Below are 14,693 nucleotides of genomic sequence, written 5' to 3' on the forward strand. Positions count from 1 at the left end.
CTTCGCCTGAAGAAATCTTTTCGCTCATGTAAAGGTGCAGCACTGTACCACCTGTGTATTTACATTGCAGTTTATCTTGCAGGTTGAGGGCTTCGAACGGATCTTCGGTATAGCCCACTGGAATCTGCGTGGAGTTGGTGTAGTAGATGTTCTCCCCGCACCCAGCCTGAATAATGGCCTCACCATAGGTTTTGCGATCCTCCTTGGCGAAACGGTAGGTCGTGCCCTCGGCAGGCGTTGCTTCCAGATTGTAAAGATGCCCCGTTTCTTCCTGAAACTTCTTCAGTTCTACTCGCATGACATCGAGAATATCCAAGCATATCTTCGCACCGCGCTCGTCGGTAATGTCATAGGCATCGCTGGTGAAGTTGCGCACCATCTCGTTCATCCCGTTCACACCAATCGTGCTGAAATGGTTGCGCAAATGTGGCAAATAACGGCGTGTATAGGGAAATAAGCCGCGATCATACATTTCTTGAATGAACACGCGCTTTTTCTCCAACGTAGATTTTGCGAGCGTCATCAGGCGCTTGGTTTCGGCAATCAACCCAGGCAGATCGCCTTTGAAGCGATAGCCAAGACGCGCCATGTTGAGCGTGACGACGCCAATAGAACCGGTCATTTCAGCCGATCCGAACAATCCGTTACCGCGCTTCATCAGCTCACGCAGATCGAGCTGCAAACGACAGCACATGCTGCGCACCGCGTGGGGAGCATAGGCATCGGGGTTTGGCACCCTTTCGCCTTCTGCATTCAGCATATACTGGCTGCCAATGAAGTTTTGGAAATAGGAACTGCCGATTTTCGCGGTGTTCTCGAACAATGCTTTGGCAACGGGGCTATCCCAGTTAAAATCCTCCATCACATTAACAGTTGGGATAGGGAATGTGAAGGGCTGACCCTGCGAATCACCCTCGGTCATCACCTCGTAATAGGCGATGGCGATTTGTTCCATCTCTGGCTGGAAGTGCTTGTAGGTCATATCCTCAAGATTGGTGACGCCGCGTTTTGCCGCTTCTGCTATGATTTCCGGATCATCAATATCGCGGAACAGGTGAATGTAGTTCGCCGTCGGGCAATTATCGCGCAGATCCGGCGGCACCGTAATATCGAGCGTGATGTTGGTGAACGGGCTTTGACCCCAGCGCGCCGGAACATTGAGGTTGTAAACAAACTGGCGGATCGCTTTTTTGATTTCGATGAAGGGAAGTTTATCTTTAAACACATACGGCGCAAGGTAGGTATCAAACGAGCTGAACGCCTGCGCGCCCGCCCATTCGGATTGCAGGATGCCAAGGAAGTTCGCCATCTGCCCCAGCGCTTCACGGAAATGTTTCGGCGCACGGCTAGAGACTTTGCCTGCCACGCCATTAAAGCCCTCATCGAGTAACACTCGAAGACTCCAGCCCGCACAATAGCCCGTGAGGCAATCGAGATCATGGATATGGTAATCGGCGCGACGGTGTGCTTGGCCTTCTTCGGGAGAATATACATTATTCAGCCAGTAATTAGCGATGATTTTGCCCGCCGAATTATTGATCAGCCCTGCATTACTGTAGGCGGTGTTAGCATTTGCATTCACGCGCCAGTCCTGCCGCAAAATATATTCTTCGACGGCCTGCTTGCAGCTCACCAGCGTATCCTGCACGGTGGCACGGTTACGGTTCAGAATAAAAGACTTAAGAGTTTTGACGCAACCCGCCGCCGCGAGTTCGTCCTCAATCACGCTTTCCATAGCACTGTCGGCCAGCGTTCCTTTTGAAGTGGACAGCAATGTCATAAACACATCGAAATTACCTTCACCCGATGCCGCAAATGCTTCTTTTAAACAAGCATGAACCGAAAGCGAGAAGACGTTCGGCTTCACTGGCGCAGGCTGCAATGCCCTAGGCACGTTTGAGGTGGTTGGTGCAGGTATTGTGACTTCGGTACGTTGCATGGAATCCCCCTTGTTTTAACTATATGTTGGTGTGTTTAGATAAAACAATACTACATCTAGTGTCTAATGGGTCTGTTTGACCCAGATCAAGTTCTCCAAAAAAGAGTAATTAGTATGATATTTCCCGTTAAGATATTGGTTTGCTGTTTATATTTTTACTGAAAGATTTCAGCATCTCCACCGTTCGCTTCAAGTGGTCATAGTGGTGCGGGAGTTGATCGTACACATGCGTAGTACAACCGCACGCGCCGTTGCACCCATCACAAAATGCTCAATCAAGGCAACTCCCCTTCTCTCATACATATTTCCATCCTAGTAAACCCGCTTAGATGGAATAGCCCCTAAAAATTTCTTGCAATCTCTCATTTGTGCAGTTGCCTGTTACTGAAAACTTGATATGCTGCCGAACGGAATAGTACCGTTCGATTAACCATTTTTATTTACCGGACACCCATGACGGATTTATCGCATATTCGCAACTTCTCGATCATCGCCCATATTGACCATGGCAAATCCACCCTGGCTGACCGCCTAATTGAATATTGCGGTGGCCTGACCGCGCGTGAGATGAAAGAACAGGTGCTCGATTCGATGGATATTGAGCGTGAACGCGGCATTACCATCAAAGCCCAAACCGTCCGCTTGAAATACACCGCCAAGAATGGCAAGGAATATCAGTTGAATTTGATGGATACCCCTGGCCATGTGGATTTTGCCTATGAAGTTAGCCGCTGTTTGGCGGCCTGCGAAGGATCGTTACTGGTGGTGGATGCCAGTCAAGGGGTTGAGGCACAAACCCTGGCCAACGTCTATCAAGCCATCGATAACAAACATGAAATTGTCCCTATCCTGAATAAAATTGACTTGCCCGCTGCTGACCCAGAACGGGTGCGCGCCCAAATTGAGGACGTGATCGGCATTGATGCCTCGGAAGCGGTGTTGATTTCCGCCAAAACCGGCTTGAATATCCAAGACGTATTAGAAGCGGTCGTTCACCGCCTGCCCCCACCCAAAGGTGATATCAATGGTGTTTTAAAAGCCCTGTTGATTGACAGCTGGTATGACCCTTATTTGGGGGTTATCATTCTCGTGCGGATCAAAGACGGCTTCATCAAAGCGGGAATGAAAATCCGCATGATGGCGGCAGCGGCGGCTTACCAAGTGGAACGGGTAGGCGTTTTTCGGCCAAAATCAGAAGTGATTGATGTTTTAACCCCGGGGGAAGTGGGATTTTTCACCGCGGCCATCAAGGCAGTGGCTGATTGCCGGATTGGCGATACCGTGACCGATGACCGCAAACCTGCAACCGAACCCTTACCAGGATTTAAAGCCAGCATTCCGGTGGTATTTTGCGGCCTTTTCCCCATCGATGCCGCCGAATATGGCCAATTGCGCGACAGTTTGGATAAATTGCACTTAAACGACGCCAGTTTCCAATATGAAGCCGAAACCTCGGCTGCCCTAGGGGTTGGCTTCCGTTGTGGTTTCTTGGGGCTATTACATCTTGAAATTATTCAAGAAAGGCTGGAGCGGGAATTCAATTTAGATTTGATCACCACCGCCCCCAGCGTGGTTTACCGTTTGCATTTAACCAACGGCAATGTCATGGAGTTGCACAACCCGGCCGATATGCCAGATGAGGTCAAAATTGACCATATTGAAGAACCCTGGATTAAAGCCACCATTTTGGTGCCACCGGAATATCTGGGGGCAGTCTTAAAATTATGTGAAGATCGCCGCGGCCAGCAGGAAGACATGTCCCATGTGGGCAGTCGCGCCATGCTGGTTTATAGGCTGCCGCTCAATGAAATTGTTTTTGATTTTTATGATCGCTTGAAATCGGTCAGTCGTGGCTATGCCAGTTTTGATTACCAAATCGATGAATACCGCGAAGGCGATCTGGTTCGGTTAAATATCCTGGTGAATGGCGAGCCGGTTGATGCCTTAAGCGGCATGGTTCACCGCTCACGCGCGGAAGGCCGCGGTCGGGCGCTATGTTTACGGTTGAAGGAATTGATCCCAAGGCAGTTGTTCCAAATTGCCATCCAGGCCGCGATTGGCGCCAAGGTCATCGCCCGGGAAAGCGTTTCCGCCATGCGCAAAGACGTGACCGCCAAATGTTATGGCGGTGATATTAGCCGCAAGCGCAAATTGCTGGACAAGCAGAAAGAGGGCAAGAAAAAGATGCGCCAATATGGCAGCGTGGAAATTCCCCAATCCGCCTTCCTGGCCGCCCTTAAAACCGGACGGGATGATGATTAAAAACAGTAGTTGAAATATTAGGAGAAAATAGATGTTTAAAATTATTGGATTAAGTTTTTTCCTGTCCATCGGTTTTCTGTTCCAGGCGTTTGCCCAGCAACCCATGGAAGCGAAAGACATCTCCCTACCCTTACCGTCCAAAGAAATTTGGCAGAACGGGGTAGTCAATTTTGGCCAATGCAGTTTTTCCCCACGTTACCACTCGGTTACCCAAGATAGCGAAGCTCACCGCAATGGGTTAACCATATCGTGCTTACTAACCACTAAAAATAATGGCATTGTTTCTTTATGGGTAGATGATATATCCGCCCAAGGCCAATATACGCATAATCGATCCATTCCCAAACCTTATCATTTATTGCTGAGCTTCACCGATGGCAAAACTATTTTTTTCAAAAACCGCCCGAACCCTGCCAGTATTGTGGCAATTAACGGGCAAGGCAACCAATTGTGGGAATATCTTTTAAAACATCAAAGCCTTACTGCTATGGTCACCCAGGACATCAGTGTGATTGAAGTTCAGGATGGCTTTGTGATTGCCTATTATGACCCCAAAATGCCCGTTAAATCACTAGGCACCGCAGAAAATGGGTATGATGATACACATATCCAGGTTATGGTTGAGAAAATAGATTCCCAAGGTCGAATTGTTTATGCAAATTCTGTACCTTTTTTAATAGATGCCACTACCCGAGTTCTGAAACAAGCAGGAAGGGCAATTCAAATTTGGCCATTACAAAATGGGGAATACGTTATAAGTCTTCAAAGCCATTCCCTCTCTAAGACAAATGAAACAAACGAACAGCCACACCTGACGTATCAGATGATTATTTTCAACCCAGATGGCACCCATAAAAGTCATTTCGAAGTTTTTCTGAAGGGGGCGGCTACACAGGGCGGCCCAAAACTCTTGATTGACAGGGATGGAAACTTTTTGTCACTCAATTATGGCCACCCATCCACCCAATCTTGGCTGCTGCCCAATCAACTACAACTAAGCCTGTATGACCAAAAAGGCCAAAAGAAGTGGGATTATCAAATCCCTGTTGATCAACCCAAAAATGGCCGTGCTGCCTGCCTGACTTGGGATATGGTCCTAACGCCGGACAACAATTATCTGGTTTTATGCCAACAGCGTTTTTACATAAACTACTGGGTTAGGGATACTAATTATGATAAGATGTGGGCGATTGTTCTGGATAAAGATGGCAGGGAACTAGAGCGCTTGCCTATCCTGCAAGACCAACTGATTAAAAGTGTATATAAAATTATTTCAAGTGATGATAATGGCTACATTATTACCAGTAGTTTCCTAGATAATCAGTTGATGATTAGCGTTAACAATTATAGCAACCTGGTAGGCAATCCCCCAGCGGTTCTAACATTTGAGGAATGGCAAAAGCAACAAGATCAAGGCAAGCAAGCAACCATTAGCGCCGTGTTGGGGACGCGGCTGTTTGTCATACCGTGGCCAAAAAATTAAAGTTTTCTATTTTCATGCAGCCAAGCGGTGGATGTTTACATATTCCTTTTTGGCCACAGGATAAGTATGATTAGGTAATGATCCCGCTGTTATTATTCGCTTACCAGGAAAGATTTTTTAATGTCTCCTAAAAAAACTGCCTTCTTGTTACTGGCCTTCATAGCGGTAAACAAAATCGCACTGGCCCAAACCCCGTCTTCGGCCGTTCAGGAATTGTCAATACCCCTTCCCCTTTTGCAACCCGATGAAACGGTTAAAAAGTTGAATACCCAATTCATCACTTGCGGTTTCTTAAGTAACCCCGACCCCGCTTTGTTATTCGGCAACAGCTTGACCGCACCGATGACACTGGAATGCAATTTATACGCTGACAAGGAGATGCTGGCAGACAAATCTTATGCCCACCAAACCGTTGGACGCTTCTATACAGATTTGGGAACCAATCATCTATATTCACAAGCACGCATCCTGATCACTGAACCCTTGATCCATCAATTTTTACGCCGTTATGACAATACCGAGGCCTTGTTATACCAAACCGATCCGTGGGTTAAGCAGCCAGCCCGTTTGACATTACTTGATAAAATGTCCCGTCCACTTTGGCAATATGTCTTACAAGCCCCCGCAGGTGTCTTAATAAGCCCATTGAATGTGGATGCGCTGGCTATAGGAAGAACCCACTATGTGGTCGCTTATTATGACCCGGCCAATAGTGTTGAATTATTACAAAACAGCGGCGAGGTGGGGTTTCAATCAACCCAGATATCCGTGCTGATGGACCAGTTGGATAAGGATGGGAAACGCACAGCCACCCAGAAAGTCATGATTGATATTCAAGCAGATACGCGGGTGATCATTAATGGTGATGACGAACATACCATTCGTTTATGGCGTGTGAAACAAGATCAGTATGCTCTATCCATTTACAGTGGGGCTTTGGATGCAAAATCTAAAATTCAAGGCAGTTACAAAATCATCTTTCTTAAGCAAGGCGGCAGCGTGGATCATCAGGCCCAAATTAATTTAGAGAAGCAGGCCGCAGGTGGCAGCCGAAAATTCCTGATCGACACGGAAGGTAATATGCTGCTGCTCAGTTACAACGGCAAAGGGTTGGAAGTCTGGCAGTCGGCTTTTCAAGCCGAACTTGCCAAATATGACAAAAATGGCAAAGTTTTATGGCGCAAGGTTATATTGCCCGCGAAACCACCCACTGGCAAGGCCGCTTGCCTCAGTTGGGATTTACAAGAAACGCCCAGGCAGGAATATTTGGTGGTTTGCGAACAACGCACATACGCCAAAGGCGAGTGGCAGCATGATGATGTGTACCATCAGTTAATGGGGGTTTTAATCAATCAGAAAGGCCAGGAAGTTTGGCGCACCTCTTTCTTAAACGGTGCGGCCATACAGGGTTTATATGAGGTAGATGAATATGGCGAATGGCCTGCCCAACTGCAAGTATCGTTATTCCAAGATAAAGCCTAGGTGAGCGTCAGTGGGGGAAATAAAACGTTACCCTATGAAGAGTGGAAAAGAATTGTAGCATCCGATAAAAACCCGCTGCTTAGCAAATATTTAGGACTGCATGTCTATGAGGTCACTTTGCCTAAACCATAGAATAAGGCTAATTCTTCATGTCTATGAAAAGCTTGCTTCAGCCGGTGGGCAAAGAATATCAGGATGCCAATATCCCCCCACTTGATATAGGGCTGCAAAACCAATAACTGCATCCATTAAAAACCATGGACTGGCTTGGCATCAGTTACATTTTTGCCTTGGGACGTATGTGGCTTAAGCCGCCATCAACCGCCAAAACCTGACCGGTAATCCAATTATTTTGAGGATCCAGCAAAAAGACGATGGCACGGGCAATATCTTGTGGTTGACCCAATCGACCCAAGGCGTGCATCTGTTCTGATAATTGGCGTGACTTTTCATGACTTGTTATGGCAGACGTTAGGGGTGTTTCAGTCAGCCCCGGCGCCACCACATTAACCCGCAAATGATTGCTGGCATAGGTGGCTGCTGCAGACAAAGCCAATCCGATGACTCCCGCTTTAGCCGCGGCAATAGCCTCATGATTGGCCAAACCAACCATGGCGGCAGCAGATGAAATCAATACAACCGATCCCCCTTTTGGCATCTGTTTACCAGCTGCCCGCACCACGGCAAAAGAAGTGGTCAGGGAAGCATTGATTACCTTTTGATATTGTTCCTGGCTAACCAAATGGGCGGGTTTTAAAAGTAACGACCCCGCACAATTCACAACCCCATCAACACTCCCCATTTTGGCTATCGCTTCTAAGAACAGCAAATCCACCGCTTGAAAATCAGCGGCGTCAAGGATGGCATCGGGTGTTATTTTATCAAGGTTTTGAGCAGTTCTGAAAACCTGATGCCCCGCTTGTTGGAGCAACAGAGAGGTTGCTTGTCCGATGCCACTTGAAGCAGCGATAATAATAAAATTGGCTATTTTTATTTCTTTTTAACTAAACTAAAATATAAGGCTGCGGGTAAATAGCGCATGAATTTTAAGCAGGTTGCAAAAAACCACGGAAATTGATGTTCAAATTTTTTCTGACGCAGGGCTTTAGCAATGGAACGGGCAGCTTGCTCCGGCGATAATAAGAAAGGCATAGGAAAATCATTCAAATCGGTTAAACGGGTTTTGACAAAACCGGGGTTTATCACTTGCACCCGGATATGGTATTTGGATAAATCACAAACCAAGTTTTCAGCCAAATGAATGATGCCGGCTTTGCTGGCCCCATATCCCATAGCCCCAGGCAAACCGCGATATCCAGCCACACTGCCAACTAATGCAACATGCCCTCGCTGTTGCTGGATAAAATAGGGAATGGCAACTGTTAACACCCGGAACGCACCCGTCAAATTGATATCAACCATTTTTTCAACTTCACTGAGGTTGATGGCATCTGCAGATACCGGCTGGTAATAGCCCGCACAATAAACAATCGTATCAATACCTTGCCATTGCTGCTGGATTTGTTGCCAAGCCTGCTCAATTGTCAAACTGTCACCCACATCAAGCGGGATATTCAAATGTGGCTGACCTAATTCCTGGATGAGTTCTTGCAGGCGGTCGGCATTCCTGGCCGATAAAGCCAATTGGTAGCCTTGTGATGACAAAAGTTTGGCCAACGCCCGTCCTATCCCCTCACTTGCACCAATGAGCCATAAGCGGTTCATGGTTTGCGCTTCATCAACAAAACAATTTCACCCACTTTTAAGCCGAATTTCTTCATTTTTGTCCGGTTCAAAATGGTGTTTTCATCCAGCAAATACATCCAATCATCCATACGCAAATCAATAGCTGATTTTTTATAAGGAACCCGCAGTTTATAGCGGATATTCGTGGCGTTACCCAGCTGTTGCCCAATCGCTTGATCAATCACGTCATGGGCCACACCCGTAAAATGATGATCATCCGAAAAATGGATTTTCCAAGTACGCTCCGTTTTTTCCCCATCTTCAAAAACAAACCATTCTTGCAGCTCCCCATCCTGGCCTTGCCACTTACCTTCAATCAATACAGAAAAGCGACGGGTTGCACGTCCTTGCCAATCAAAAAGCGATCCCCAACCCTCAATCCTGCCTTGAAAAAATTCCCACAAATTCAATTGCGGTTTTTTATCTTGGTAGCTCTTCAGGCAATTGTTCATCGGTGCTAGTTTCTGGTCCATTATATCCCCTTGTTTGTTTTATTGATCTGAACGACGTGACCACACCGGATAGAAATAATAGGAAATTCTATCGCTAGAGGCGCGGGCATGATTTATACCCGCTCTAATTCCACTTGTATGACATCGGTCCGGCCAACTTTAAAACCCGCCAATGCCATGTGTAAATAAAATTCCCATGATCGCAAAAATGGTTCCTCATACCCCATATTTTTTATCCGAGGGCGCGCTGCCTTAAAATTCTTCAGCCATTGCCGCAAAGTCCACGCATAATCCTTGCCGAACTCTAGCAAGCTTTTAACCAGAAATCCCGCTTTCTGCGCCTCTTCCACAAAACGTTGTTTGGAAGGCAATATCCCGCCTGGGAAAATATAATGACGGATATAATCACTTTCCTGGCGGTAGGATTTAAACAGGTGATCTTGGATGGTAATCGTCTGGATTAGGGCCCTTCCCCCTTTATATAAACTATCTTTTATTTTTCGGAAATATTGGGGCCAATATCTCTCCCCTACTGCTTCGAACATTTCAATCGATACCACATAATCAAAAACCTGACGGATATTGCGGTAATCCTCTAACATGATGGTAGCTTTATCCCCAAGCCTTTGGTGGGCAAATTGATATTGGCGGGAAGAAACCGTAATACCGGTGACTTTGGCACCCGCAACACTGGCCTGTTCCGCAAAACCACCCCAACCGCAGCCAATTTCTAAAATACGTGCTTGATCCGGCTTGGCGATATCCAAAATACGTTGATATTTATTTTGCTGGGCTTGCGCTAAATCATCTTCAGGACTAAGGCATAAAGCCGAAGAATAGGTCATACTAGGATCTAGCCAGTGTTGATAAAAATCATTGCCAATATCATAATGCTGACGGATATTGATTTTGCTGCCCCGTTTGCTGTTCAAGCGGACAAAGTTGTTATACAAATAAAAGCCCAATTGCCGCCACCTTGTTGATACAGCATATTCTTTTAAATAAGCCATATTCAAAGCCCCGTAAGCAATACATTCAGCCACATCGCTGCTTTCCCAAAAGCCCAGCACATATGCCTCGCCAAAACCAATATCACCCCGCCTAGACAACAGATCAATCATTGCCCAATTTTTAATTTCAAGGTGAGCGTGAGGTCCGGGTTTATCGCCTTGAAATTTTAGCTTTTCACCTTCTGGTGTGATAATATCAAGAGAGCCAAGGGGACATTTTTCCAAGGCACGCAGGAATTTTTGGTGATCCTTCATCATCTTTTCAGTTCACGTTATTGTTAGGTTTTGACGGTTTAGGGCGGTATTTTAGCCCTTTGAGAAAAAGGCATAAACCATGGTAATGGATCAACAAAATCACCTTTGCCACATTCCAGGGACGGCACCAGAAATACCGTTTGATATTCTGGTTACTTAAAGCTTGGGTTGGCCCCTTAATTACTGTGGAAATAAGGCTTTTGCCATCAACTTTATAATTAATGTGAACGTCAATATAGGTGTTTTGCAGATCAAAAGAAAACTCGTATTCGCCTTTGATATCACAAAAAGGTGAAACGTGGAAATTTTTGCCTATCGTAATCCGACTTGCGGCATTGATGAAGCGGCCTTCTTTTAAAGCACATAAATATCCGTGACACTCGCCAAATGTATTATTTACCTCAGCCAGCACTGCATATAAATTTTGTTTATCATCAAAGCAAAACCAGAAACTGACCGGATTAAACACATAACCAAGCAACCGCGGTAAAGTCATTAAAACGATCTGGGCAGGGATTGGTAAATGATGCTGGGACAATGTTTCTTTCAATTGTGCTTCCCAAGATCTCGTTGCATCAAAACCGTAATCCTTTTCATACACACTTAGAAAGTTAAACCTATTCAGAGAAAGGGATTTAATATGCTGCAACCTGCTTATATCAGCCATATTCAAAACAAAATAACAAACTTTATGATGAAGGCTGTGGCGAACAGGATAGTGGCGCTCATGAAAAATAGTAGCATCCAGTAGACGCGTTGCCGTTACCATGAGGAAATTCCCATTTTCTGAGCAAGCTTGACACTGCTGGCAATACCGTCTTCATGAAAACCATAGCCTAAATATGCGCCACAAAACCAGCTGCGATTAAGACCTTGAATCTTTTCCATTTCTTGCTGTGCTTGCAAGGTTTGATTGTCAAACACAGGATGATAAAAATCTGTCACATCCAAAATCCTTTCTGCAGCAATTGGCCGCCAGGGATTTAGCGTTATAAAAAGAGGTATATGATCTGGAATCGCTTGCAATTTATTCATCCAATAGGTAACAGCAGTCTTTACTTCACCATTTTGAATGGATGTCAGATAATTCCAACTGCTCCAACATTTTTTACGTCTGGGCATCCAATTTGGATCACTATGCGTATAAACTTTATTTTTCTGACGGGAAAATTTGTTAAAAATGGCAGCTTCTTGTTTGGTAATTTTTGGCAGCAAGGATATTATTTCTTGGGGATGGCAAGCGAAAATCACCTGCTCAACCCGCTGTTGCTGTCCATCCGCATGGATAATCGTAACCTGATTTTCCAAGCGTTCGATAGCTCGAATACCCGCAGATAGTATCAAATTGGGTTTAGCAATATCAATCAACCGATCAATATAATCCATACTCCGGTTTTTTAAGGTTAACCAGGTAGGTTGGCGGTTAACCGATAACAACCCATGATTATGAAAAAAATGAAGAAAGAAATGAGCTGGAAATTGCAACATCTGATCCGCCGGGCAACTCCAGATTGCGGCACCCATCGGCAACAGATAATTATCTTGAAACCACCTACCCAAACGAGCAATTTTCAAGAATTCCTGCAAGGTTATATGCGGGTACCTCTCAATAATCTGCAGGGCATTTTTATTAAACCTCAATATATCAACCAAGCCACGCCACATTGGCAAATTCAACAGGTTTCTACGCTGGCCAAACCAGGTATTTAACGATGAACCTGCCCACTCCAAATCCCCCTGATTGATCGAGGCGGCAAAGGACATATTGCTGGATTGGATGTCAACCTTTAACTGTTGAAATAGTTTGGTCAAATGAGGATAGGTTGCGTTATTAAAAACAATAAAACCTGTATCAACCATAATGTCACGATTGGGGTGGGGGAGTCTGATGGTGCGGCTGTGGCCGCCTAAGCGCCCTTCTTTTTCATAAAGATTTATATGATAGTGCTGCCGCAATAAATAGGCAGCACTTAGCCCTGCAATACCGGATCCTATAATCGCAATCTTAGATGGATGAACAGAAGGCAGCATTTCCACGATAACCTTTAAGTATTTCAGCAAACCCGTATCGTGAACCTAAATTTTTTATAGACAATCAGAATTACGGGTGAATTGCAGCAAATATTTTTTGACCCCCTTAACAGATGATCTCTATAGATGCCCAAGGAAATTTATCAATAGGTTGGGGAGTTATACATCAAGATTAACTCATCTGCCGTTGTAGTCCTAATACCCTACAGTAAATCAACAAAAGGTTTTTTATCTCTATTCTTCTAAAAATTCAGTTAGGTAAAAAAATAAAGGGGGCTTTCGCCCCCCATGTTATTTCGGAACTGTTTTAACCCTGGTATTTTTCAACCACCAAGATGGTGCCGTTGGTACCAACCACTTTAACTTTGTGGCCTCTGCCAAGCTCCGGGCCGCTTACCCGCCAAACCGTATCACCAAGTTTGGCTTTGCCCTGGCCGTTGATGATAGGCTCATCGAGCTCCAACACCCGGCCCATATATTGCTGACCACGGCGGTTCAAGGAATTATTATCTTCACTTTGATTGGGATGCGCGCGCACCCAAACGCGCCAACCAATCACCGTCACCAACCCCAACACCACCCAAAATACAAACTGCCATTCCCAACCAAGGCTGGGAATAGTTAATAAAACAACCCCTGTCACCAGAGATGACAATCCAAACCAAATAAAAAAAGCACCCGGCACTATGATTTCAAGAATTGCTAAAACAAAAGCGAAAATCCACCAGTGCCAAAACTCTAGATGTTTAAAAAATTCAATCATTATAGTCCCCTTTGCTAGGAATTAGTCCAAGGACCCTGCCCTGTCGGCCGATTTGCAGGAGTCATTTTCGTTTGTGCAAAAGATTCCTTAGCCAATTCGGCAACCCCCGCCAACGCGCCAATGATCCCAGACGCTTCCAGCGGCATCATAATCAGTTTTTGATTGGGGGCTGAGGCTACCTTTTGCAAGGCATCTACATATTTGATGGCAATAAAGTAATTAATGGCCTGCACATTTCCCTCGCTAATGGCTTTTGAAACCAACTCGGTGGCCTTGGCCTCCGCCTCAGCAGCCCGTTCCCGCGCTTCAGCATCACGAAAGGCTGCTTCTCTACGGCCTTCCGCTTCCAAAATGGCGCGTTGCTTTTCCCCATCCGCTTTCAAAATAGCTGCTTGTTTTAAGCCTTCGGCTTCCAAGATGGCCGCGCGTTTATCCCGCTCGGCCTTCATCTGCCGAGCCATGGAATCGACCAGGTCACGGGGCGGGGCAATATCTTTAATTTCAATACGGGTGACTTTAATTCCCCAAGGCGTGGTTGCTTCATCCACCACCCGTAACAATTGATGGTTAATTTTATCACGCTGCGAGAGCAATTCGTCCAAATCCATCGAACCCATGACGGTACGGATATTGGTCATGATCAAGTTTAATGCTGCCAATTCCAAATCGCTAACTTCATAGGCAGCCTTGGCGGCATCCAGCACCTGGTAAAACACCACCCCGTCCACCGCTACCATGGCGTTATCCTTGGTGATGATTTCCTGGGTGGGCACATCCAGCACTTGTTCCATCATATTCATGCGGGCGCCAATTCGGTCAATCAGCGGAACAATTAAATTCAACCCCGGATGCAAGGTTTTCGTATAACGGCCAAAACGTTCGACCGTATATTCCCGACCCTGCGGCACTGATTTGGTACCGGTAACGACCAACAAAATAAAAAATAACACAAACAAAATCACCAAAATTGATGATAAGTCTAATCCATCCATTTATTATCTCCCTACCTGGTATTTCAATCAGATGCTGTTTAAATTGCTGACAATCCATTTATGTAAAGCAAAAATTGACAGATGTCCACCTTTATCCCCGTATTTTTTAGGGCTTTCAAGAATTTTGATAGGAAAAAACAGGGGGTTAATAGGGCTAGGCATACCCTGAACCCCAGTATCCCGATTATCATATATATGGGTAGCGCCAGGATCCCTACTAATCTGATGCTCCTATTAATACAAATGTTTGGTGGTCCCCCATTCATGGCGGGCATAGA

The 14,693-nt window shown here is 45.7% G+C and carries 12 protein-coding genes; 3 read left to right on the plus strand and 9 right to left on the minus strand.

The window, feature by feature from the left end:
* On the minus strand, positions 1 to 1,780 hold a 1,780-nt coding region (locus IPP67_03130), incomplete at its 3' end, for a ribonucleoside triphosphate reductase (protein MBL0338178.1).
* 612 nt (positions 1,781 to 2,392) lie between these two features.
* Between IPP67_03130 and lepA the strand changes: the two genes are divergently transcribed.
* The 3 genes from lepA to IPP67_03145 all read left to right on the plus strand — a co-directional run bounded on the left by lepA (position 2,393) and on the right by IPP67_03145 (position 7,166).
* On the plus strand, positions 2,393 to 4,201 hold the full coding sequence (lepA, locus tag IPP67_03135) for an elongation factor 4 (GenBank protein ID MBL0338179.1): 1,809 nt from the start codon (positions 2,393 to 2,395) through the stop codon (positions 4,199 to 4,201).
* Between the two features lie 31 nt (positions 4,202 to 4,232).
* The gene (locus IPP67_03140) at positions 4,233 to 5,684 is read left to right on the plus strand and encodes a hypothetical protein (protein MBL0338180.1); all 1,452 of its coding nucleotides are present in this window, start codon (positions 4,233 to 4,235) and stop codon (positions 5,682 to 5,684) included.
* Positions 5,685 to 5,804: 120 nt separating this feature from the next.
* Positions 5,805 to 7,166 (plus strand): hypothetical protein, encoded by a 1,362-nt coding sequence (locus IPP67_03145; protein MBL0338181.1) that lies wholly within the window; start codon positions 5,805 to 5,807, stop codon positions 7,164 to 7,166.
* Between the two features lie 277 nt (positions 7,167 to 7,443).
* On the opposite strand, the gene IPP67_03150 is transcribed toward IPP67_03145, so the two are convergent.
* The 8 genes from IPP67_03150 to IPP67_03185 form a co-directional block, all read right to left on the minus strand.
* A complete protein-coding gene (locus tag IPP67_03150) occupies positions 7,444 to 8,154 on the minus strand; it encodes an SDR family oxidoreductase (GenBank protein MBL0338182.1) in 711 nt (236 codons plus the stop codon).
* Positions 8,155 to 8,156: 2 nt separating this feature from the next.
* Complete coding sequence (locus IPP67_03155; GenBank protein MBL0338183.1) at positions 8,157 to 8,891, minus strand: SDR family NAD(P)-dependent oxidoreductase; 735 nt, start codon at positions 8,889 to 8,891, stop codon at positions 8,157 to 8,159.
* Positions 8,888 to 9,385, minus strand: a complete 498-nt coding sequence (locus IPP67_03160) for a DUF3833 family protein (protein MBL0338184.1) — start codon at positions 9,383 to 9,385, stop codon at positions 8,888 to 8,890. Before IPP67_03160 ends, IPP67_03155 begins: the two co-directional genes overlap by 4 nt.
* A 92-nt stretch (positions 9,386 to 9,477) precedes the next feature.
* The gene (locus tag IPP67_03165) at positions 9,478 to 10,632 is read right to left on the minus strand and encodes a class I SAM-dependent methyltransferase (GenBank protein ID MBL0338185.1); all 1,155 of its coding nucleotides are present in this window, start codon (positions 10,630 to 10,632) and stop codon (positions 9,478 to 9,480) included.
* Positions 10,633 to 10,636: 4 nt separating this feature from the next.
* Positions 10,637 to 11,398, minus strand: coding sequence for a DUF1365 domain-containing protein (locus IPP67_03170; GenBank protein ID MBL0338186.1), 762 nt, complete (start codon positions 11,396 to 11,398; stop codon positions 10,637 to 10,639).
* Positions 11,392 to 12,660, minus strand: a complete 1,269-nt coding sequence (locus tag IPP67_03175; protein ID MBL0338187.1) for an NAD(P)-binding protein — start codon at positions 12,658 to 12,660, stop codon at positions 11,392 to 11,394. The genes IPP67_03170 and IPP67_03175 overlap by 7 nt, the downstream gene beginning before the upstream one ends.
* Before the next feature lie 307 nt (positions 12,661 to 12,967).
* Positions 12,968 to 13,423, minus strand: a complete 456-nt coding sequence (locus IPP67_03180) for an NfeD family protein (GenBank protein MBL0338188.1) — start codon at positions 13,421 to 13,423, stop codon at positions 12,968 to 12,970.
* A gap of 14 nt (positions 13,424 to 13,437) precedes the next feature.
* Positions 13,438 to 14,415: an SPFH/Band 7/PHB domain protein gene (locus IPP67_03185; GenBank protein MBL0338189.1), complete on the minus strand. Its 978-nt coding sequence runs from the start codon at positions 14,413 to 14,415 to the stop codon at positions 13,438 to 13,440.
* Positions 14,416 to 14,693: the final 278 nt, after the last annotated feature.

This window comes from Rhodospirillaceae bacterium, assembly GCA_016722635.1.
In the GTDB taxonomy this organism is placed as follows: domain Bacteria; phylum Pseudomonadota; class Alphaproteobacteria; order JAEUKQ01; family JAEUKQ01; genus JAEUKQ01.